This window comes from Cognatiyoonia sp. IB215182 (assembly GCF_033963905.1).
Classification (GTDB): domain Bacteria; phylum Pseudomonadota; class Alphaproteobacteria; order Rhodobacterales; family Rhodobacteraceae; genus Yoonia.
Window position 1 is genome coordinate 1 of record NZ_JAXBMB010000004.1, and the last position, 21,530, is coordinate 21,530.

The 21,530-nt window shown below is 59.9% G+C and carries 20 protein-coding genes and 1 pseudogene; 10 read left to right on the forward strand and 11 right to left on the reverse strand.

The features are described 5' to 3' along the window. Nucleotides 1-337 precede the first annotated feature (337 nt). From SLH47_RS08715 to SLH47_RS08725, 3 genes are read right to left on the reverse strand one after another with little or no spacing between them, the layout of a single operon-like run. Nucleotides 338-934 (reverse strand): HdeD family acid-resistance protein, encoded by a 597-nt coding sequence (locus tag SLH47_RS08715; RefSeq protein WP_320239096.1) that lies wholly within the window; start codon nt 932-934, stop codon nt 338-340. Between the two features lie 21 nt (nt 935-955). After that, on the reverse strand, nt 956-1,348 hold the full coding sequence (locus SLH47_RS08720; protein WP_320239097.1) for a PRC-barrel domain-containing protein: 393 nt from the start codon (nt 1,346-1,348) through the stop codon (nt 956-958). Nucleotides 1,349-1,372: 24 nt separating this feature from the next. Further along, nucleotides 1,373-1,687, reverse strand: coding sequence for a hypothetical protein (locus SLH47_RS08725; RefSeq protein ID WP_320239098.1), 315 nt, complete (start codon nt 1,685-1,687; stop codon nt 1,373-1,375). Between the two features lie 160 nt (nt 1,688-1,847). Between SLH47_RS08725 and SLH47_RS08730 the strand changes: the two genes are divergently transcribed. From SLH47_RS08730 to SLH47_RS08740, 3 genes and pseudogenes are all read left to right on the forward strand, one after another. Next, on the forward strand, nt 1,848-3,470 hold the full coding sequence (locus SLH47_RS08730; RefSeq protein WP_320239099.1) for a hypothetical protein: 1,623 nt from the start codon (nt 1,848-1,850) through the stop codon (nt 3,468-3,470). A gap of 64 nt (nt 3,471-3,534) precedes the next feature. After that, nucleotides 3,535-3,765, forward strand: a complete 231-nt coding sequence (locus SLH47_RS08735) for a hypothetical protein (RefSeq protein ID WP_320239100.1) — start codon at nt 3,535-3,537, stop codon at nt 3,763-3,765. Between the two features lie 276 nt (nt 3,766-4,041). After that, nucleotides 4,042-4,137: pseudogene (locus SLH47_RS08740) on the forward strand (integrase); the annotation flags it as partial. 551 nt (nt 4,138-4,688) lie between these two features. Here SLH47_RS08740 and SLH47_RS08745 read toward each other — a convergent pair. From SLH47_RS08745 to SLH47_RS08765, 5 genes are read right to left on the reverse strand one after another with little or no spacing between them, the layout of a single operon-like run. Then, nucleotides 4,689-5,501: an NAD(P)-dependent oxidoreductase gene (locus tag SLH47_RS08745; RefSeq protein WP_320239101.1), complete on the reverse strand. Its 813-nt coding sequence runs from the start codon at nt 5,499-5,501 to the stop codon at nt 4,689-4,691. Next, nucleotides 5,498-6,649, reverse strand: a complete 1,152-nt coding sequence (tcuB, locus tag SLH47_RS08750) for a tricarballylate utilization 4Fe-4S protein TcuB (RefSeq protein ID WP_320239102.1) — start codon at nt 6,647-6,649, stop codon at nt 5,498-5,500. The genes SLH47_RS08745 and tcuB overlap by 4 nt, the downstream gene beginning before the upstream one ends. Further along, entirely contained in the window at nt 6,646-8,055 is a 1,410-nt protein-coding gene (gene tcuA, locus SLH47_RS08755) for an FAD-dependent tricarballylate dehydrogenase TcuA (protein WP_320239103.1), read from the reverse strand. Before tcuA ends, tcuB begins: the two co-directional genes overlap by 4 nt. Further along, complete coding sequence (locus SLH47_RS08760) at nt 8,052-9,434, reverse strand: aldehyde dehydrogenase family protein (protein ID WP_320239104.1); 1,383 nt, start codon at nt 9,432-9,434, stop codon at nt 8,052-8,054. The genes tcuA and SLH47_RS08760 overlap by 4 nt, the downstream gene beginning before the upstream one ends. Continuing rightward, a complete protein-coding gene (locus SLH47_RS08765; RefSeq protein WP_320239105.1) occupies nt 9,434-11,023 on the reverse strand; it encodes a thiamine pyrophosphate-binding protein in 1,590 nt (529 codons plus the stop codon). The genes SLH47_RS08760 and SLH47_RS08765 overlap by 1 nt, the downstream gene beginning before the upstream one ends. Before the next feature lie 72 nt (nt 11,024-11,095). On the opposite strand from SLH47_RS08765, the gene SLH47_RS08770 reads away from it, so the two are divergent. The 3 genes from SLH47_RS08770 to SLH47_RS08780 are packed head-to-tail and all read left to right on the forward strand — an operon-like array spanning nt 11,096 to nt 13,289. Beyond that, nucleotides 11,096-11,845, forward strand: coding sequence for an SDR family NAD(P)-dependent oxidoreductase (locus SLH47_RS08770; protein WP_320239106.1), 750 nt, complete (start codon nt 11,096-11,098; stop codon nt 11,843-11,845). Between the two features lie 4 nt (nt 11,846-11,849). Then, nucleotides 11,850-12,497, forward strand: coding sequence for a GntR family transcriptional regulator (locus SLH47_RS08775; protein WP_320239107.1), 648 nt, complete (start codon nt 11,850-11,852; stop codon nt 12,495-12,497). 33 nt (nt 12,498-12,530) lie between these two features. After that, on the forward strand, nt 12,531-13,289 hold the full coding sequence (locus SLH47_RS08780) for a sulfite exporter TauE/SafE family protein (RefSeq protein ID WP_320239108.1): 759 nt from the start codon (nt 12,531-12,533) through the stop codon (nt 13,287-13,289). Here the strand turns inward: SLH47_RS08780 and SLH47_RS08785 are convergent. Continuing rightward, complete coding sequence (locus SLH47_RS08785) at nt 13,279-14,184, reverse strand: LysR family transcriptional regulator (RefSeq protein WP_320239109.1); 906 nt, start codon at nt 14,182-14,184, stop codon at nt 13,279-13,281. The two genes, SLH47_RS08780 and SLH47_RS08785, sit on opposite strands and share 11 nt — an antisense overlap. A gap of 132 nt (nt 14,185-14,316) precedes the next feature. Here SLH47_RS08785 and SLH47_RS08790 point away from each other — a divergent pair, with 132 nt between their 5' ends. The 4 genes from SLH47_RS08790 (at nt 14,317) to SLH47_RS08805 (ending at nt 18,572) form a co-directional block, all read left to right on the forward strand. Further along, nucleotides 14,317-15,276, forward strand: coding sequence for a tripartite tricarboxylate transporter substrate binding protein (locus tag SLH47_RS08790; RefSeq protein ID WP_320239110.1), 960 nt, complete (start codon nt 14,317-14,319; stop codon nt 15,274-15,276). A 61-nt stretch (nt 15,277-15,337) separates the two neighbouring features. Next, nucleotides 15,338-15,850, forward strand: coding sequence for a tripartite tricarboxylate transporter TctB family protein (locus SLH47_RS08795; protein ID WP_320239111.1), 513 nt, complete (start codon nt 15,338-15,340; stop codon nt 15,848-15,850). Nucleotides 15,851-15,852: 2 nt separating this feature from the next. Continuing rightward, a complete protein-coding gene (locus tag SLH47_RS08800; RefSeq protein WP_320239112.1) occupies nt 15,853-17,403 on the forward strand; it encodes a tripartite tricarboxylate transporter permease in 1,551 nt (516 codons plus the stop codon). Continuing rightward, nucleotides 17,400-18,572, forward strand: coding sequence for a CoA transferase (locus SLH47_RS08805; protein ID WP_320239113.1), 1,173 nt, complete (start codon nt 17,400-17,402; stop codon nt 18,570-18,572). Before SLH47_RS08800 ends, SLH47_RS08805 begins: the two co-directional genes overlap by 4 nt. 74 nt (nt 18,573-18,646) lie before the next feature. Here SLH47_RS08805 and SLH47_RS08810 read toward each other — a convergent pair whose 3' ends face one another. Both SLH47_RS08810 and SLH47_RS08815 read right to left on the reverse strand, forming a co-directional pair. Continuing rightward, the gene (locus tag SLH47_RS08810) at nt 18,647-19,669 is read right to left on the reverse strand and encodes a DctP family TRAP transporter solute-binding subunit (protein WP_320239114.1); all 1,023 of its coding nucleotides are present in this window, start codon (nt 19,667-19,669) and stop codon (nt 18,647-18,649) included. Nucleotides 19,670-19,764: 95 nt separating this feature from the next. Continuing rightward, nucleotides 19,765-21,348: a phosphate ABC transporter substrate-binding/OmpA family protein gene (locus tag SLH47_RS08815; protein WP_320239115.1), complete on the reverse strand. Its 1,584-nt coding sequence runs from the start codon at nt 21,346-21,348 to the stop codon at nt 19,765-19,767. Between the last annotated feature and the right edge of the window lie 182 nt (nt 21,349-21,530).

Here is a 21,530-nt window from a genome sequence, read left to right on the forward strand (position 1 = left end):
AAAACTCCCTCTCTGCGCATCTTTGAGAATTGCGCACACCGCTGCATTCTGAAATTTGGCTCAAAGTCGACATGCGACGGTGCCATGGAAGGTCCGCAGCAAGATGACCCATGTTTGGGCTCTGTCAACGACCCCAGCCAGCCCTGAGCGGACCTTTGTTTTCGGACCGGGCCGGTCGGTCAGCTGACTTTGTTGCCCATCACTGCGGCTATCCCAGTGTCCGGTCCCCGCGACTTGTTGGGCGGCGTGTCACGCCGACCAAGGCTCAAAGAAACCTGCCAATAGCACCACACCCGGAAGCGTAGGTTGCTTCCGGGCGCGATTATCTCCTACGAACTCATGCTTGTAGGTCTTCGCTATCTGATTGGGCACCCGCCACGCCAATTACGATTGCGGCCGTGCCCGAGAAGATGAAATTGACCCCGAGCAAAACACCAATGAGTGTGAGCGAAGCTCCATTCGCCAGGCCACCAAAAACTACGATGCCGAGCAGAATCGATAAGGCCCCGGACGCGATAAGCAGGAATAGATGGCGCGATCTTTCCATCTGCGTAGCCATGATGATGCGCAGAATGCCCTCTGCCATAAACGTGGCCCCCAGTATAATTGTCAGGGCCAAGATGCCGCCAAGAGGGTTTGCCAGGAAAAGGACACCGGCCACGATATGCACGAGGCCAATCAGCAGTTCCCACCACATGCCCTTGGCCTTGCGGTCCATGATGGCGTGCACGGTTGTGAACGCGCCGACAGTGAGAAAGAGACTGCCGGTCAGGAGTTCGACCGCAAGTGTGGAGGTAAGCGGGAAGGCGATCGCCACGATTCCAGTGAGAACGGTCAGAACGCCGAGGGCGATCATCCAGTCGGGCTGGATATTCTTCATCGTCACTGTGAAAGCAGCATCGACACCGTCAACGTTCGTCTCAGAAACTGTCATGGTTTCATCCTCCAGATCGCGTCAGTTTGCGTAGGCGAAGGGCGGCATCGCTTTCAGCGCCGCCTCGCTCGCATCTGCCAAAATGACTTTGCTGTCAGCGTCCGCCTCGAACAGATGGGCTGGCACGGCGACCCATTTTGAGCCGAGGCCAAGGAAACCGCCCACCTCAAGGATGGCCAGGCTGACTTCGCCTTCGACGCCGACAATCAGGTCATGAACTGATCCGATGACCTCATCAGCGCCATTGTGGACATCGGCACCAAGCAACTTGTTGGCGCTGTGCCCATTGGCGTTGATGGTGACGACGTTCACCTCAACCCCCAGCACGGTCTGCCCCGCAATGGGCGTATTGGTGTCGGCTGTGGCGGATGATGCCGCCAGCAGCGCGATGCATGCAAATGCAATCCTCTTCATTTTACTATCCCCCATTTGAGTGGTTTATGCGTCAACAGTTTTGGCGACATGTTCGCGATAGGTCGCGACGGCGGCGTGCAGGGCATCCCAGTGACGCTTGGCCTGGTTATGCGCTTCGGTGACGGCTTCCTCGCCTTCGCGGTCAATCCGCTCAGCCAGATCAGTGACTTTCTGCTTCGCATCCTGAAGATCGGCTTTCAACTTGGCGGCCTGATCCTTGGTCCATGTGTCGGCCGCTTCGCCCGCGTCCTTGATCTTTTGTTCGGTTGCTTTCAGTTCAGCCTCAACGCGGTTGTAGTCGTCTTTGGCTTTCTGGATAAAATCGGAAAAAGTGGTCATAGCGTGTTCCTTTGTTGGGTTTGGATGTTTGCGTTGACCCGCAGCTCCGGGCCACATCGCAAACCTGCCAGAACGCGCCGCTTGCCCTAAGTGAGTCACGGTAACCTTGCGTTAACCTATGCGCCGGAACTAGAATTTGCGGGCAAGGGAGGGCGCCCCCGTGTCAGCGGCCATCACAACATCCATCGACCCCAAAGTGGTTGCTGAACAGCTCAAACGTGTTCTGGCCAGTCCACAGTTTAGCGACACCACACGCACGAAACGGTTCTTGTCTCATCTGGTGAACGAAGCGCTTGCCGGGCGTGCCGACGAACTCAAAGGATACGCGCTGGGTGTCGATGTCTTTGACAAGCCGGATGATTTTGACCCCGGTATCGATACCATTGTGCGGGTTCAGGCCAATAAGTTGCGGACCCGCCTTGATCTTTACTACAGTCAGGACGGGCATGACGACCCGGTCCGCATTCATATCCCGAACGGATCATATGCACCGATATTTGAGATCGCGTTTGATCCTGCAAACTCCGGTCCGTCTGCGGACGACGGCAAAAAACCCGAAAAGCGCACATCGCTGGCCGTTATGCCGTTTGACAATCTGAGCGGTGACAAGGCGCAGGAATACCTGGCCAGCGGATTGACGGAAGAGCTAATCGCCGCCATCGGCCGGTTCCGCGAGGTGAGCGTGCTGTCGCGCCATGTCACTTATCGTTTCAGAGATCGGGCGCGCGATCCGCGCGTTGTCGGGCAGGAGTTGGGGGTCCGCTATCTGGTCGAAGGCAGCATCCGGCATTGGGATGGCAACCTGCGTGTTGTGGCGCAGCTGGTTGATGCCGAAACCGGCGAACAGATTTTTGCGGAGACCTATGATCGTGATCTGAGCGCGGAAAGTCTGTTCGCCGTGCAGGAGGATGTCGCCGCCCGCATCGCAACCGAGATCGCCGATCCACATGGCGTGATCCATCGCACCGGCAGGGCGCTGCGTAAGGCAGAAACCCACGCCTTTGACGCCTACCAGTGCAGGCTTTTGGCTAGCGAGTATTGGCGCCATCCGACGCCGGAACAACACGCGCGTGTTCGCGACCTTTTGGAACGCGCCGTTCAGATTGATCCGGACTATGCTGGCGCCTGGGGTATGCTCGCCATCGTCTATGGCGATGAGTTGCGCGGCGGGTTCAATATCCGGCAAGACCCGCCGCCACTTACGCGGGCGTTGGAGGCCGCCGAGAAATCGGTCAGGCTCGATCCGCTGAACGCCACCGGGCAACATGCCCTGTTTCTGACGCGCTTTCATCTGGGTCTGTTTGAGGGGTATCGCGATGCGGCGCAAAAAGCGCTGAAGGCGAACCCGAACTACGCCGATATGCTGGCTGACATGGCGGCCTGCGAGGCGCTGCGCGGCGATGTGGAACAGGGCTTCAGCCTGAATGCTCGGGCGATCGAACTGTGCCCCCATCCGCCCGGCTGGTATCATGCAGGGACATGTCTTTTGCATTTTCGAACTGGCAATTATGGGGCCGCACTTGCTTGTGCCCTGCAAGTTGGTCGGGCCATGTGGAATGGATCAGAGATGCTGATCCTGATGTGCCTCGGCCAAGTTGATCGGCAGAAAGGCGGAGAGGGCATACAGGACCTTGTTACTGTTTTCCACCAGAAGGTCGGCGACCCCCGACGGTATGTCGATGGAATGTTGCAGATTTGGCAGGTCCCAGACGACATGGCCAAGAGTATTCACACCGGTCTGAATGCTGTTGGCGCATTGTCGGTCCCTCAAACTTCACAGTGACTCACTCATTTTTGCCTTCGCGCTGGCCTATCGTTTTGTCGAACAAGGCAAATCGAGAGAAAAAATGCTGAACGTTACACAACGCATTGACCTGATGAAGCTATCGGTTGATTTGGCTAAAGCCGAAGCGAATGTCATCAAGAACGATGAAATCTCACTCGCGAAAACCGCGACCGAAATATTTGCGGTTCTCAAGGCTGTTCTGGAAGACGGAAATGTGCTGGCAGATACGGATATCGGCGACGTCAAGTCAGTCATGGATGTCGCCTCAAGCCTTGAAAGGCTGATTGAATGAAGCAGGGGGGACCCCCAGACCCACAGGAAGTTCGCTAAGATGACTAACGAAATAGTCGTCACAGTTCTCGGGCGAAACCTGACTTGGCCGGGTGCTTCAATGGCGGATTAGTGTGCCTTGCCTGTCATTGCTGCGGTATGCAGCATTTGGAACTTTGCGCTCGTCATGCACATCGAGACCAGTGTAGCTTTCTTGGGTTATGATGATTTGTCAACTTCAGGTTGCCGATATGGGACGGCATGACGGATCGCAGGATCAGTCACATAAAAACCAAATCTGCCAGCTATTCGCGCGCTTCGACCGGCCTGGAACAAGGGTCGCATCGTCGGACAGAAGCGCCCACTGAAACCAAAACATGTTTGGGCAAACCGCTTTTGGCCTTCATGGTCTAAACGGTTACTGTGGACGCGCAGCTGCCATTCAAAGCTACAGCACCAACGGCAACTCTCACACAAAAAGTGATAATGGGTCCCACCATCGTTACCGCAGTAAGGCCGATTTCGGAGCACAGAACCGCCTTTGACGAACTGGTTGAACTCAGGCACAGGAGTTCAGCATGTCCCGCTTCGATCATAACGCATTCGTCAATTCGCGTCGCGATGACCGCAGCCTCGGGCACAGGTCTACGCGATTTGGCGAGCAATTGTCGCAACATCAATCCTGGAGTACCGTCGTCACTATCGAGATGAGTTGCATGCCAAACAGACGACCATCGAGTGTAGTGCAACGCATGACACACTAGCCTTGCTTTGCGTCGCGCACTTACGTTCAAGCGCTTCTAGCCAAGGCAGAGCTATCAAAAAGTTGCAGGAACAGTGTCCAATTCGCAGTGTGATCCTACGACCATATTGCGATGACGCATCAAACCAATTCGTTCGGATCCTGTGATCAAGGGCCAAAAACTGGATTTCTGCTGCTCGTTTTCAACGAACAAAGTTCTGACCTGACGCCATCTCTTCCTGGCGTTGCGCAGCGCCTTTTGTCGTGCCCGACGATACCTCGAGGGTTTCGAGAAAGGCTGCACATTCGCGCAGTTCGGCGCTGCGGCGCCTACCGTGCTTCTGCATACGCCCCAAATGATACTTGCTGAAATCCGGCCAATCGACACCGGGTAACCAATCCGCGAGGGTTGCCAGAAGCGGCTCGCGCGCGCCGGTCTTTTCGGCCGCTTCTAGCGCTTCGGACAAGACGGCCTCAAACCCTTTAACGACGACTGACCGCAGCAGTTTTGCGGCGGGTGCTGCGCCCCATTCCGTGCTTGCCACTGTCACGTCAACACCAACTTTGCCAAGGTCACGCGCCAACGCAGGCGCGAATTGACCGGACAAAAGCAAGGGGGGCAAACGTCCCTCTGCCGTTCGGCCCATCGCGACAGCCTCGACAAATGACGCGCCTGAGGGCCCTATCGCATCCCGGATGGCCAATTTCGTTTCCGGTGAAACCGAGTTGAGGTCGCAAAAAACCTGATTCTGCTTCAGGTGCTTGGCGGCTTCATGGGCGACGCTGAGTGCCGCGCTGACAGTTACCGTTGAAATCACGATATCCGCATTGGTGATTGCTGCTGCCATGCTGCCGGAATGGCGGGCACCGACACGTGCGGTATGCGCGCGCTGGTCGGCCGCCTTTTCCGGATCAAGCGAGCGGAGGTCGAATGCCGTTACGGTTGCGCCGCCACGGATCATGACATCGGCAAATGCAGGTCCGGCTTCGGAAAATCCGATGAAAGTGATATTCATGCGCGTGTCCTTCCTTCTATTGGCGCCGTTGCGATGGTGGTGGTGTGCGTGGCTTGTTCATGTGCATGTCGGGTCAGGGCCGCAAAGCGATAGAGCCCGTGCATGAATTTGCCGTAGGGCATGGTCAGGAAGAAGGCGAAGACCGTGCCCAGATGCAGCGCCAGCAGCACGCCCATCGCGGGCGTCTCCCGTAGCCAGTAAAGTGCGAGGCCCGTCGCGCCGAGGGCAAGCAAGGTCCATGTGAATGCTGGGCCCATACCGGTTTTGTCTTTGGGCCGCAGCGCATCATCCCGTTTCAGGTCGTACCAGATCAGCCCTGCCGCCCCGATGACCAGACCCAAACCGCCCGGCACGCCCAAGAGCTTTGGTGGCGTCCAGAACCCATAGGGCGCCGGCCAGTCCAGAAGGTAATGCATGATCGTGCCCGATGACGTTGAGGCAAAGCAGAGGAGGAACCCGTAGAAGGTGAAGTGATGGAACACCCGCCGGTGCCGGTCGGGCCGTGTCGATTGGGTCATGCAGCCCATGCCGCCGCCGTCGAGATAGCGCAGCTTGCCCGCGTCGCGCATCGCCTGCCAGAGCGCGCGGAGCGTGACAGGTGTGCGGTTGCCGATGTGGGCGGATTGCCAGAATTGCCGCACGCTCATCCCCATCGCGAAGAGCGAAAACAGGAAGATCGGCCCGAAAAGGGCCACCATCGCGTTGTGGGGCATGACCGCATAGAAATTGCCGCTGGCCGTCAGCGCGCCCGGATCGGACCAGAGCGCGAAGCCCAGAATGAACCCGGCGACCGAGATCATGGAAATGAGCGCGATCCAAAGCCCGTTGCGGGCAAAGATCGGTGCCAAGGCTCGTGGCCACGCAAACCGCGCATAGCTTTCTTCGCGCAGTTCGGTCATCGCCTGCGGCACGTTCACACCAAACTCATGCGGCGGGGCATATTGGCAATCGTAATAGCAGGCCCCGCAATTGTGGCAGAGATTGGCGAGGTAATCCGCATCCGGCCCTTCGAACACACGTCGCAGTTCCATAGCCGGGAATACCGCGCACAACCCTTCGCAATAGCGGCAGGCGTTGCAGATCGTCATCTGCCGGGCGACCTCGTCCTGCGACGCGGTGGCAAGGCTGGGCAGGTCAACGCGGCTCATTCAGCGGCCTTTCTGTTAGTCAGCGATTTAGCGGCCTGTTCCCCGGCGATCCGGCCAAAAACGGTCCCGATGGTCATGCCCAGCCCGCCGAGATACCCCTCGCCCAGGATGTTCCCCGCCATGATTTCGCCGGTGGCAAAGATGTTGGGGGACGGCGCTCCATCGAACAGCACGCGCGCATCGCGGTTCACGCGGACGCCCATATAGGTAAAGGTGATGCCGGGGCGCAGGGTGTAGGCCTGAAAGGGCGGGTCCGTGATCGGCCGGGCCCAATGGGTCTTGGGCGGATCCAGACCCTCGGTACGGCAATCGTCATGCGTGGTATGGTCAAAACTGCCGGGCTGGCAGGCAGCGTTGAAGGCATCGATCGTCTTTCTGACCCGGTCGGTGTCGAGCCCGATTTTCGCGGCGAGCCCTTCGATTGTCTCATCCACGACAGGCGGAAAGGCGGAGGGCATAAACAGATCAGCCGATTTCGCATCGATGATAACATGCCCCACCTGCCCCGGTTGTGCGGCGACCAGCCGCCCCCAGATGGCATAGCGCTTTGGCCAGAAATCCTCACCTTCGTCATAGAAGCGGTCACCGTCTTCGTTCAGCACGATGCCGAAGGGCACGCAATCCAGCCGGGTAATAATCCCCCCGTCGAATTTCGGCGCACGCCCGTCAATGGCGACGGAATGGAACTGATCCACGCTCCCGATCTGGTCGGCCCCGGCATCGAGCATGAGCCGCAGCACACCCCCGGTGTTATAGGGCGTGCCCCGAATGAGGAAGTTTTCGGCCGCCTCGCCCCAGCCTTCCTTGAGCCATTCGATATTGGACTCAAAGCCGCCCGCTGCCGCCACAAAAGTCCGCGCTTGCACCTCGTCACGCCGTGGCGCATTCGTCTCCCAATCGGCCTCCAATGTTGCCCCCAGAAAAAACCCGTCTTCGACCTGGATTTCAGCGACGCGCGTCTCGTAGCGTACTTCGACCCCCAGATCCTCTGCCGTGCGGTACAGCGCGTTCAGCATCGACCGCCCCCCACCCAGAAAGAACGCATTGGTCCGGCCCAGGCTGAGCGTACCGCCAAGCGAGGGCTGGAACCGGACGCCCTGTTCCTCAAGGAAATCCCACACCTCCTTTGAGCGTTGCAGCGTCATCTCGGCCAGTTCGGGATCGGTATTGCCCTTGGTGACCCGCATCAGATCATCCAGATATTCCTCAACGGGGTAGGGGCCGGTCAGGATGCCGTTCCCCTCATCATGAGCAACACGGCAATTGCGCGTGTGCCGCGTGTTACCACCGCGCATGGCCATCGGCGCTGCCTCGGCGATCAGCACTTTGGCCCCTTCCCGTGCGGCGCAAATGGCGGCACACAGGGCCGCATTGCCGCCACCCGCGATCAGCACGTCATAGGTCATGTGAGACCCGAGACGGTGATGAGCCGTTCCTCTGTCATTTCGCGAATGGCGTAGCGCGGGCCTTCCTGTCCGAAACCAGACGCCTTGACCCCGCCATAAGGCATCAGGTCAACGCGTGAAGACGAGGTTTCGTTGATATGCACGCCGCCCACGTCCAACTGCCGTGCCGCATCAAACGCGGCGGTGATGTCGCGGGTGAATAGCCCCGTGGCCAGACCATAGGGCGTGGCGTTGACCCGGGCGACAGCCTCGGCTGCGGATTTGACCGGAATGACGGCGGCGACAGGACCGAACGCCTCTTGCCCCAGATAGGTGTCGGTCGGATTGGCGATGATGGTGGGGGACATCACCGCGCCGTCGCGCGTGCCGCCAATCAGGATGTCGGCGCCCTCGACCATTGTGCCGACACGTTCGGCGGCGGCGACCGAGATCATGGGGCCGACATTGATGGAGGGATCGCTGGGGTCGCCGGGTTTCAGGCCCGACGCGGCGGTGATGTAGCCGTCGAGAAATTCCTGATGCACGTCCTCTGCCACATAAAGCGTCTGGATCGAGGTGCAGACCTGCCCCGCCTTCCGAAAGCTGGCGGCGGCACATTTCCGGGCGGCAAAGTCAAGGTCAGCGTCACCAAGGACGATGGTGGAAGCAATGGAACCCAGTTCCATCTGCGTGCGCCGCAGCCCGGCAGCTGCATGAATGGCAGCGCCCACATTCGTGGAACCGGTGAACGCGTAAAAGGCAGGGCGCTGATCGGCGAGCAGCGCCTTGGCCACGTCGGGACCACCCTGCACCACCTGGACCGCGCTTGGAGGAAAGCCCGCATCCAACAACGCCTCCGCCAGATAGACCGCAGCACTTGGCGTCTTTTCCGAGGGCTTCAGGATCACCGCATTCCCGGCAGCCAGCGCGGGACCAACCTTGTGACAGGGCGTGTTCAGCGGGGCGTTGAAGGGGGTGATGGCCGCGACGATGCCGACCGGGACGCGGATGGTAAATCCTATGCGCCCGGCGATGGCCCCGTCGAAGGGGACCATGTGGCCGGTGATGCGCGTCGCCTCTTCCGCCGACAGGCGCAGGGTGGCCAGCGCGCGGTCAATCTCGCCATCGGCATCCTTCAGCGTGAAACCGGCCTCGACCACCATGGATTTCCGGATCAACTCGCGGCAGGCAGCAATCAGGTCCGCCGCCCGGCGCAGGCAGGCGGCCCGTTCCGGCGGTGGCAAAGGTTTGTAAGCCGCTGCGGCATCGATCGCGTCGGTGACATCGCGGTCGGTCGCGGCGGGCAGCGCCAACGCCTCCGTCAAGTGATATTTGTCCAACACGGGGATGGCGGTGCCATCGCCGCGCCAGTCACCGTTGATCAGGCTCGCAATCTGCATCAGAACTGCGCGGCGTATTGGGCGGGGTCGATCCGCGCGCCAATGACAAGCGGCGTATCGCCCGGATCAGCGGCCAGCGCATCGGCCAGCGCGGTTTCAGTATCGGCCATCACACCATTGCAGCCCATTGAGGCGGCGAGCGTTTCGATGGCCGTCTCTTCGATGATCGTGCCGGTGGATGGAACCTGCTTGGCCATCTGTTTCAACTCGATCCGGTTCAGGGAGTTATCGACAAAGACAAGGACCTTCAGCCCAAGTTTCAAAGTGGCGGCAAGGCGCAGCTCACCCTGCACCATGGCCAAACCCCCGTCACCGGTGAATGACACAACCGGCGCATCACGATGCAGATGCTTCGCCGCGATCCCGGCAGGCAGGCTGAACCCCATGGAACTCAGCCCGTTTGTCATCAGGAACCGGCGTGGCGCGGATGGTCGCCAGCCCTGCCCGACCAGCAGCTTGTGCGATCCCACATCGACACTGGCAATCGCATCGGCAGGCAGCACATCCCGTGCGATGCGGATCACGTCGGACGGGTTCAGCGTGCCGCTCACGCGACCATCATCAAAGGCGGCAGCAAGCCTGTCACGATGGGCGGCGATATCGGCCTCGGGCCAGCCGGGTGCTTCTTCGGCTGCATCCGTCAGCATGGAAAGGGCTTGCCGGATCGGCCCGACAATCTCGGTCTCGGCGGCATAGACCTGATCGATATTGGGCACCTGATCGATATGCAGCACAGGCGCCTTGACGGACCATGGTTTGATCAACTCCACAGGGTCGAAGCCAGCGCAGATCACCAGATCGGCAGATTGCATAAACTCCCACATCACCGCCTGACAGGCCATGTCGAGCGTTCCGGCAAAGCGGGGATGGTTTTCATCAACCGTCCCCTTGGCCATCGGGGCGGCGACAATCGCGGCACCGATCCGGTCGGCAAGCCCAGTGATCTCGGCGCCTGCAGCTTCCTGCATGGCGGAAATCCCGAATAGGATGATCGGGCGTTTGGCCTTGGCAATCATTGCAGAAGGCGGGGTGCCTGCATGGACAAGCTGCGCCATGGTCATGGCCTGCAATGGCGGTGGGGTAATGTCGCCCTCGACCTCTGCGGTGACATGATCGGCATGCATTGTCAGGTGTACCGGGCCGGGGCGCGGGGCCATTGCCAGACGCAGCGCGCGGCGCAAAACCGGGTCGGCGGCGTTGGGCGCCAGGTCGGCCGCCCATTTTGCGACGGGTGCAAACAGCGCGCGTTGGTCAACCACCTGATGGGTAAATGTCGCCACCCGCTGCGTGTCGATCTGGCCCGAAATAGCTACCATCGGCACGCGGTCCAGATGCGCATTAGCCACCGCATTCACAAGGTTGGTGGAGCCCGGTCCAAGCGTCGAAAGTACCGCCCCCGGACGTCCTGTCAGCATACCCCAGGCCTCGGCCATCAGCCCGGCAGTGCCTTCACGCCGGGCTAGAATGAACTCTGTCCCCTCGGTGCGGCACGCCTCCAGAAAACCAACCGAAGGATCGCCCGGATACCCAAAAATGGTTTTGGTTCCAGCAGCTTGCAGCACACGTACCGTGGCTTCGGACAGATTCATGCGGGTGGCTCCTTGTCAGCGATTCTCAGATTGGATACAGATGTATGCAATTTAATGCAACGGAGAGAGTCGATGGATCTGGATTTGCGCGGCAAGGCCGCTGTGGTGACGGGCGGCAATGCGGGGATAGGCCGGGCCATTGGCCGCATGCTGGCGGATGAGGGAACGCGCGTCCTGCTGACAGGCCGGAATGAAGAGACACTGGCCAGCGCCAAGGCCGAGATCACCGCCGCAGGTGGCGAGGCGCACACAATGATCGCCGACCTTTATGATGATGCGGTCGCACAAACGATTTACGATGGCGCGAAGCAAACGCTCGGCCATATCGATATCCTCGTCAACAATGCAGGCGGATCCCGCCCCTTCGGCAAGGACGCGACCGAAGAACAATGGGACGAAGCGATCATGTTGAACTTCACGCGCCCCAGGCAGATCGCCCATGCTTTCCTGAAGGATATGCAGAGCAAAGGCTGGGGCCGGATCATCAACATCACCGGCAAATCCGAACCTGAAGGCGTCAACGGGGCCTTCTGCGCCAAGGCGGGTATTCATTCCTGGTCCAAGGGTCTCAGCCGCGAGGTGGGCAATGACGGGATCACCGTGAACTGCATCGCCCCAGGCCGGATCATGTCCGACCAGATCCGCCGGAACTACTCGCCAGAATACCGCGCCGAACAATCCCGCACCGAAATTCCAGTGGGCCGCTACGGCGAGCCCGAGGAATTGGCGGCACTTGCCGTTTTTCTGGCTTCACCTCTTGCCGCATACATCACCGGCACGATGATTGCGGTGGACGGCGGGCTGAGAAAGTATCAATTCTGAGCGCATGACCAAGACATCCGCCCCGACCTCCGCTTACCAACAGCTTCGCGCGCGCATCCTGAACGGCGAGATACGCCCCGGCGAGCGGCTGCGCGAGGTTGAACTGGCCGAAGATCTGGGCCTGTCCCGCACCCCGGTGCGCGAGGCGATCCGGCGGCTGGAACAGGACGGGATCGTCGAGCATGCCGCGCATAAAGGTGCGGTTGTCCGGCTGCTCGATCAAAGCTCGATCACCGAACTTTATACAATCCGCGAGGTGTTGGAGGGGACAGCCGCGAGGCTGGCCGCCCAGCACGCGTCAGAGACCGAGATCGAAGCGCTGGAAGAGGTGCTGGCCACGCAGCCGCCCGAAAGTGATGATCTGGACGCGGCAGAGGCCAGCCGCCGCAACGCGATCTTTCACGGCGCCATCGGACAGGCGGCACATAACCGCTTTCTTCTGTCCGCGATGGACGGGATCGCAAGTGCGCTGACATTGCTGGGGCCAACGACACTCGCCATGAAAGGCCGGATCGACGCCGCGCGCACCGAACATCAGGCGATCCTGTCAGCCATCGCCGCCCGTGATGCCGATGCCGCTGAGGAAGCGGCCCGCGCCCACATCCGCGCCGCCCACCGCGCCCGGCTGCGGCTGATCTATGATGTGGCTTGACCAAAGACCCGCGGCCAAACAGAAGGCCGCGCGATGGATCTGACGGCCATCCTTGCCCTTGATCCGGTGATCCTGTCGGCGGTTTTAGCCGCGGCATTTGTGACATCGGCAATCCACGGGGCGACCGGTATTGGGGGCGGTTTTCTGATGGCGATCATCCTCGCGCCGCTGATCAGTGTGGTCGCGACCGTGCCGGTTCTTGCGGTGGCGCTGACGATCAGCGGCGTGGCGCGGGTGTTCTTTAACCGCGACGCGCTACACTGGGGCGCCTATCGCGCGGTGATGCTGACAACAATTCCCGGCGTCGTCATCGCCGCCACGATCTATGTCTTTCTGAATGCGACGGTCATCGCCATCATTTTGGGCACGACCATTCTCGCCTCGGTCCCGCTGCGCCACTGGGCGGCACGGCGACAGATCAAGGCCGGGCGGCGGTCACTGATGGGCGCGGGGAGTGTCTATGGCCTTGCATCCGGCGCATCGATCGGGGCGGGCATGCTCCTGATCCCGTTTCTGACGGGCCACGGGCTGAACCGGCGGGAATTCGTGGGGACGCTGGCGGCCATCGCGCTGACCATGAACATCACCCGGACGAGCGTTTATGGCTCGGCTGACCTTTTGGGCGACGGTTGGTTTGCGCTGGGTGTCCTGTGCGGTCTGGCAACGCTACCCGGCAACTGGGTGGGGCAAAAGCTGTTGCGCGGCATGGGCGATGCGCGGCATCAGATCGCCATTGATGTTCTTACAATCTTCGGCGGGTTGAACTTTTTTCGGATCGCGATCATTGGGTGAACCCCGTCTCCTCCAGAAAAGCGTCAGCGCGTTCACGCACAATCGCTTCCAACGCCTTTGCTTCCGGGCTGCTGGGACGCCCGCGCAGGAAGTGCATCCCAAAGGCCATCGGATACCATGGCGTGATGGGCACAACCGCCAGGCGGCCCGGAAAACCGGTCGGCACCATCGGATCACAGATCGTCACGCCCGCACCAAGTGATACTAGCTGACAGGCCAGATGGGTCTGGCTGACCTCGACCGCAGGTTTCAGAACGGCATTGGCATGACCGAAGATTGCTTCGACCTGCCGCCGCAACGCCGTGCCGACGGTCAGCGCAATGAATGGGTCATCGGCCAGATCCTCTACCGTCAAGGCGGTCGCGCCCGCCAGCCGGTGACCAACCGGCAAGACAGCAACGGCGGGCAACTCAAATAGGAGCCGTGTATCGATGTCCGGGTGCTGCGCCGGCAGCGTTGACAGGCCCAGATCAAAGCGCTGCCCGGTGATCCAGGTTTCCAGCAAGCGTCGCGGCTGAATGTCGACCGAAAGCGCCACGTCGGGATGCGCCTTCTTGAATGCAGCGATGACCGGGCCGGTGATCGCCGTGCTGAGACGTGGCATCGAAATCAGCCGCAATCGCCGCCGCGCACCGGCGCGGATCTCATCGGCGAAATCGGTGATGCGCCGAAGCCCGGAGAGGATCGGTTGCACCTCTTGCAGGAAGGCACGTCCAGTCTCGGTTGGACGCAATTGGCGCCGCGACCGATCAAAAAGAACAAGGTCGAGCTCTGCCTCCAGCGCTGCGATTTTGCGTGACAGCGCCGGTTCAGAAAGGTTCAGAACCCGCGCCGCCGCATTCAATGAGCCAAGCTCAACCACTGTTTCAAAGGCACGCAGCGCATCAGGTTTCATGCCGTCTACCTTTCTTGCATTTTGCGCAAGAAAAACCAAAAACTTAGCAATTGTAAATGGGTTGGTGGCATGTAACCCTCTAAAAATCAGGCATTGCGCACCCAAGACGCGGCCTGCAAGGGAGTATCAAGAATGAAGACTTTTTTGCTTTCAACAGCAATCGCAGCCATGACAACTGCAGCTTTCGCAGACTATCCTGAACGGCCCATTCGCCTGATTGTCGGCTTTTCTGCTGGTGGCGGCACCGATACATCCGCCCGCGGCTTCGGATCGTTTGCCGCTGAGGCGCCGAGCATGAATGGCATGCCGATGGTGATCGTCAATCAACCCGGCGGTTCCGGCCTGCAGGCGGCGCAAACCGTCGCCGATGCCGATCCCGACGGGTACACACTCTACATCATCAACAACGGCACCATGTCGGGGGCGTCCCTGTCGACGCCCGAGGCGGAATTCGATCCCCGCGAAAGGTTGGTAAACCTTGGTTGCATGACACAGCTTGTCACTGGTCTGCACATCCCGACCGAACACCCCGCGCAGACAGCCGCCGAATGGGTTGAGGCGATGCGCGCAAATGGCGAAACGGTGCGCTGGTCCACCTCGGGCGCGGCCACCATGCATGCGGTTGTGGGCCATCTGTTCATGAACGCGAACGGGATCGACCATCAGGTCGTGCCGTTCCGTGGCGGATCAAACGCGCGCAATGCGCTGGTCGCTGATGACGTCACCGCGAGCTTCAATGGCAACCAGCTGATTGAAGGATTCGAAGAGGATATCAAGGTGCTCGGTGTCCCATCGCTTGAACGGGATCCGGCCAATCCCGATGTGCCGACCTTTGCCGAACAGGGGCTTGATGCGCTGAACGTCACGGGGCCAATGTGCCTTTATGGCCCGGTCGGCCTGCCGGATGAAGTGGTCGGGGATGTCTCCGCCGCTGTCGAGGCTGTGGTTGAACTGGAAGGCTTTGGTCGGTTCATGGGTCGATCCGGCCTTGCCGCGATGCATCTGTCCCCCGAAGATGGGACAGAAAACCTCAACCGCCTGATGGAGACCTTTGCGCCTGTCATCGCCGAGATCGCAGAAGCCCAGGAATGATTTCTCCCTGGTGTCCGGGCGCCCTTCGGGGCCCCGGCACATTTTGATTGTTCGAAATATCATGAATTATCGCAGCCGTATCGACCTTGGTGTCGCCGCCACTGTCATGACCGTCGGTGCCGTTTTCGCAGTGGAAGCCTGGCGCATTGATCCCGCATCATACGAGGCAATCGGGCCAAGGGCCGTGCCTGTCTTCCTTGCCTGCCTGATGATGGGCCTTGGCGCGCTGATCGGCGTTTCTGCATTCGGATCCCGCCAGCAGACCGAGCAACTGGAGCCGGCCGATTTCGGCTTCCGCAACAGCGATGTCAGCCGTGTTCTTGCCGTTATCGGCGCAGGCGCGGTCACCACGTTTGTATTCTGGGCAGCCGGTTACCTGGTCGCGATGATCCTTGGCACTTTGCTGATGTTATGGGTATTCGGGGTGCGCTCCCCGCTGGTGCTGATCTTTGCGGCGCTTGCCGCTGGTGTGGTGTATCAGTTTGTCTTCATGGGGCTGATGGGGCTCCTGGACCCGCGCGGTGCACTGATTGATCTGCGCTGGCTATCGCGCCTGATCACCCCGGGATCCTGATTATGGAGGCATTTGCAGACCTGATCGGCGGCTTTCAGATGCTTTTCAGCGACCCGCAGGCGATCTTCTTCACCCTTCTGGCAGCCTTCGTCGGTATCGTCTTTGGCGCCCTGCCAGGTCTGACGGCCAGTGCGGCCATCGCGATGCTCCTCCCACTGTCATTCTACCTCGGCCCTCTGCCCGCGCTTGCGTTCCTCTACGTGATCGGCAAATCCGGGCGCTACGGCGGGTCTATCGCCGCGATCCTCTTCAACACGCCCGGGACGGCGGCCAGTGCGGCCACCATGATGGACGGCCACCCGATGGCAAAACGCGGGCAACCAAACCGCGCCTTGCGCACAGCGACCGTGGCCTCCGTTTTCGGCGACTACACCGGTGAAATCATCCTGATCTTCGGTGCGGTCTGGATCGCCCAATACACCCGGACCTTCGGCCCGACCGAATACTTCGCCATCTACCTCATGGCCTTTGTCGTTATCGGATCGGTGGTAGGCAAATCCATCGTCAAGGGGCTGTTGTCCACCATCCTTGGCGCGCTGGTCGCACTGATCGGAACCGACGTCATCACCAACACCCCCCGGCTGACCTTTGGTTCGCAGGATATGCGCGACGGGATGTCACTGGTACCGCTATTGATCGGCGTTTTCGTGATTTCCGAGATCATCATCCAGGCCGAACGCATGGGGAAGGAAACGCTGGTCGATGCCGGTCTGGCCGATGAACACAAGAATGATCGGCTCAGCTTTGCCGAGGTGCGGCGCCTCATCCCGCTCATGTTCCGCTCATCGGTCATGGGATCGTTTATCGGGATGATGCCGGGGCTCGGGTCCTCGGTGGCCTGTTTTGTCGCCTATGGCGAAGAAAAGCGTCGTGCGGCCAACAAGGACAAATGGGGCAAAGGCGTGATTGAGGGGATCGCCGCACCGGAATCGGCCAATAACGCCGTCTCCGGCCCGTCGATGATCCCGCTTTTGACCCTCGGCGTCCCCGGATCAACCGTCGCTGCGGTATTGATCGGGGTCTTCCTGATCCACGGTATTCAGGTCGGCCCGCTTCTGTTCAGTGACAGTAACATGATCATCACCGATACGGGTGATTTCTTCTCATCCCGCGAACTGGTCTTCGCGCTTTTTGCTGCGGGCCTCCTGGGCATCGCCGCCTATGGGATCATGGGGTTCTGGGGCGGGCCGCTGATCGGCAAGACCATCGCGCGCATTCCACCCAACTACCTTTACCCGTTCATCTTTCTCACAGCAGTCGCCGCCAGCTACTCGGCCCGCGCATCCATTCTGGATGTTGCCATCGCGCTTCTCTTCGGCGTGATCGGCTATGCTATGCGGCGGACCGATTTCGCACCTGCGGCCTTTGTCATCGCCTTCGTGCTCGCCCGCCCGATGGAAGAAAGCTTCCGCCAGGCGCTCCTGCTCAGCGATGACGGCGCGCTGATCTTCCTCAAGGAACCGGTCGCGGGCGGCTTCCTCGCTGTCGGCGCGCTGGTCGTCATCCTGCGGATCATCGGGCAACGCAGACAGGGACGCACCGTCGCTGCATGACCACAGACGCGACACATCAACCGCTCGCCGGGTACAGGGTGATCGATTTCACCCATGTGCTGGCCGGTCCCGCCTGCGGCTATATGCTGGGGCTTCTGGGGGCCGAGGTGATCAAGGTCGAAAGCCCGCGTGGCGACGCCATGCGCTGGCGCGGCGGTACTGACAAGGAGGCAGCTTCAGAAGGCCGCTCGACCGCGTGGCAAACGCAGGCCGCCGGGAAACGGTCTATCGTTCTTGATCTCGAAACCGATTTTGGAGGCCATGCCATGGACAAGCTCTTGGCTACAGCCGACGTGCTCGTGGAAAACCATCTGCCGCAGACGCTGGAGCGGCTTGGCCTCGCAGACCTCGACCAACGGTTTCCAAAGCTGATCCATTGCGCGATGACCGGCTACGGTCGTGGCGGCGAATTGGAAAACGCTCCCGCCTACGACGTGAATATTCAAGCCGCCAGCGGTCTGATGACCATGACGGGCACTGCGGACACCGGCCCACTCCGCGCCGGCGCGCCAGTGATGGACTACGGCACAGCACTGGCCGCAGGCTTCGCCATTTGCGCAGCGCTGCTGCAGCGAGAGCGCACAGGACAAGGCACATTGGTCGATGTCTCCATGTATGAAACAGCCATGGTCCTGATGGCTTCGGCTGTCACAGACATGACCGCAACGGGCCGCGTTCCAAAACCACGGGGGAACGCGGCGAACTCCAGAAGTCCCACATCCGGCACCTTTCCCTGCAAGGACGGGTTGCTTTCGCTCGGCGTCAACGAACCTCATCAGTTTAATGCACTTGCTACAGCGCTAGATCAGGCTGCGTGGCTGGATGACCCGCGTTTTGCCACGGATGCTGGCCGGTCTTCCCATGCCGCAGAACTGGAACAGGCGCTGCTGACCGCCTTGCAGAATGATACGGCGGAAAACTGGGAAATCCGATTACGAAAGGCAGGTGTCGCCGCAGCCGCCCTGCGGGGGCTGGACGCCGCTGTCGCCGTGCCACAACTTGAGGCGCGGGGGTTTTTCTGTGATCTGCCAGGGGGTGGACGGGCGCCTACCTTGCCCTTCCGGATTGGCAACACGGCGCATCATCCACAGGATCCGCCCAGGGACCTTGGCGCGGATACGGCGGCAATACTGGCAGAGCTTGGGCTCGAACCACCCGGCGACCGCTGAAATGAAAATGTCGGGTCCAAGGACCCGACAACTGCGTTAAATGGAGCAGGGTTCGCAGAACGCGGCCCTTGCACTTAGTTGAACGGATCAACCGTCGCGTTGATTTCGACCGCTGCATCGATCAACTCACCGCCAATGGACGACCGGAACTGATCCCAGACAGGCAGCATCTCCGCCCGCCAGATTGCCAGTTCTTCGGGCGTCAGGGTAATGATCACCCCGTCATCGTCCAGAATATCCTGACGGCGCGCCTGATTGATCTCGAAGGCAAAGCGGTTCCGCTCATGTGTTGTCAGGTCCATTATGTCGATGATGGTCTGCCGTGTTTCGGGATCCAGACTATCGAGGAAGGCCTGAGACGTGACCACCAGATAGCCGATATAGGTATGGTTTGTCTCTGTAACGGCGGCCTGTTCGAGATAGAACTCCTTGGTCTGGATATTGGCCCAGGTGTTTTCCTGGCCCTGCACCTCACCCGAGGCCAACGCATCGTAGACCTTGCTGAAGGACAGCTTCACCGGGGTCACATTCATCCTACGCAGCACTTCGGCGGTGACCGGCGAACTGGAGGACACACGGAAACTCAGACCACTGGCATCGCTGGGCAAGCGCATCGGGACAGACGCGGAATATTGCCGCATCCCGTTGGCCCAATACCCCAGCCCGACAAAGCCGTCATCGCTGATGCCGGCTGTCAGACTTTGGGCCATGTCGGTTTCCAGAAAGGCCATGACCTGCAATGGGCCGTCAAAGAGGAACGGTAGATTGAACAGCTCAAACTGGTCGGTATAGGGCTGGAACTTCGCAAGACCGGGGGCGGCAAAATGCACGTCGCCGTCCAGCATGGCCTGGAATACATCGTCGTCATTATAGAGCTCACTGCTGCCATAGACCTCGACGCACATGATGCCATCAAGCTGTTCATTGACCTGCTCGGCAAAGGCCAGGGCGGCTTCGCCTTTGGGATGGCCCTGAAGAGATGTCACAAGGCTAAAGCGGGTGACCTGTTCACCAGGGTCGCAGGCATCCGACTCTGCCATCAGCGGCGCAGGCAGTACGGTCACCGCCGCAGCCAGTAGGTTTCGTAGAAATTTCATCGTTATGTCCTCATCTGGAAGGATGCTGGACGGATATCGCGACACTGATATGTCAAATCCGTGAAGTTTTGCGTGCAGTTGGGTGACCGCCGCATTCAGTTTCTGGCAACGACATCACGAACCCAGACTTCGACGCGGCGGTTGATCCGGCGGCCAGTATTGGTCTCGTTGCATCCCAGTGGGGAAATCTCGCCATAACCGATAGTACGCAAGGCGACATTCTCTTGCAGGTTCGGGTTTTCGTCGAGCAGGGCTTGTACCACCTGCCCAGCACGGCGTTCCGAAAGCTGTCGGTTCAGTTCCGGATCACCAACCGAGTCTGTGAAACCAACGAACACCGCCTCTGTGTTGCGATAGGCATCACTGCTGAGCAGCTTGGCCAGACGCACAATGTCGTCCTGCGCGCGCGCATCAAGCTGGCTGGAGCCGGTCTCAAAACGGAATGTTGTCGACAACCGGTCAGAGCTGATGAGCTGGCTCATCATCTCTTGCAGTTGCGGGAATGTCGAAAAGTCGCGGTTGGCGACCACGGCTGATGCGACGCGCAGGCCCTGACTGTCCACCGATGCCTGGCGGATCGTCTGGTCGATAAAGCCTGCATCGGAAATCAACGCCTGTGCGTCCTCGGACAGCGCATAGTCCAGCATGCCTTTGGCATGAACGGGCAGACGCTCATCAGCTGTGTACATGTAAAGCAGGCGGGTCAGCGGGTATTCCTCGGTCTTGATCGTAAAGGCGTTTGGCGGGGTCTGCAGCCCGCAGACACCTTCGATAGCTAGCGCCTTGGCCCCTTCGCCATCGGCAAAATTCGTAAAGCCCAAGCCATTGGGATCGTTCGCCACGACCTGTGACAGAACTTCGTCACTTTGGATCAGTGTGACGTTGCGGCCAATCTGCAGTCCATTTGGCCGCATCAAGAGGTTGTCGAAAACTTCGCGAATGCCGGAATCGGTGTCCCGGACATAGATGTTGATCGGTGCGTCACGACCGCCCAGTTCAGCCCAGTTGGTGATCCGTCCGGCAAAGGCCAATGCGGCGTTCTGTTCGGTGATTGCGCGGACCGGATTGTCGGGCGAGGTCACCAGCAAAAGCCCGTCAAGGGCCACGATATGTTCGTTCTGGGGCGCGCGGATATCGCCAAACCCCGCCTCCTCAAACGCGCGGGCTTCACGGTTGCGGGCGGGACGCGATGCCAGCGCGATCATTGCCTCACCTTGTAAGAGATCTGCAAGACCGTCTGTCGTGTTCGACACCCCAATGTCGACCGCCGCAATCTTGTCACCCGCAATGTCCATGACTTCATAACTCACGGCGCCGCGTTGGCCGTTTGATTGGGTGACGGAAGCAAAGGCGTCGATCTTGCTGGAGCCATAGGCGCTCAACAAACCGGGGATCAGATCCTTACCCAGTGTCGGTGAGCCCGATATCCGGAATTCAGAAATCTGCGCCGTAACCGCCGGACAGGCCTCTCCGTCACAGCGCACCATGCTGGCGTCCAGTTCCAGCCGGCCCAGAACGGTGCTTATCGTGTAGCTGTTGCCATCGAATGCCAGCAACTCGCCCGAAATCGTCACATCCCCATCCAGCGCTGTCAGACGCACATCCTGCGCCCAGACTGATGTCGCCAAAAGGGACATCGCCGTCCCGATAAGCAGATTTTTTCTTTGAAGATGTCGCATTTTACTGACTCCTGATGACCTTCGACACTGGCCACAGGAATTCTGGCCAAGTGTCGTGATCACTTCTTCTCCGAGCCAATTCTGTTTCAATTGTGTCGAAAAAAATGAAATAATCGAGCGGTTAATTGCAAGAAATGCAAGTGTAGTGTAACAGATCGAAACAGTAGGCGAGGCGGCGAACC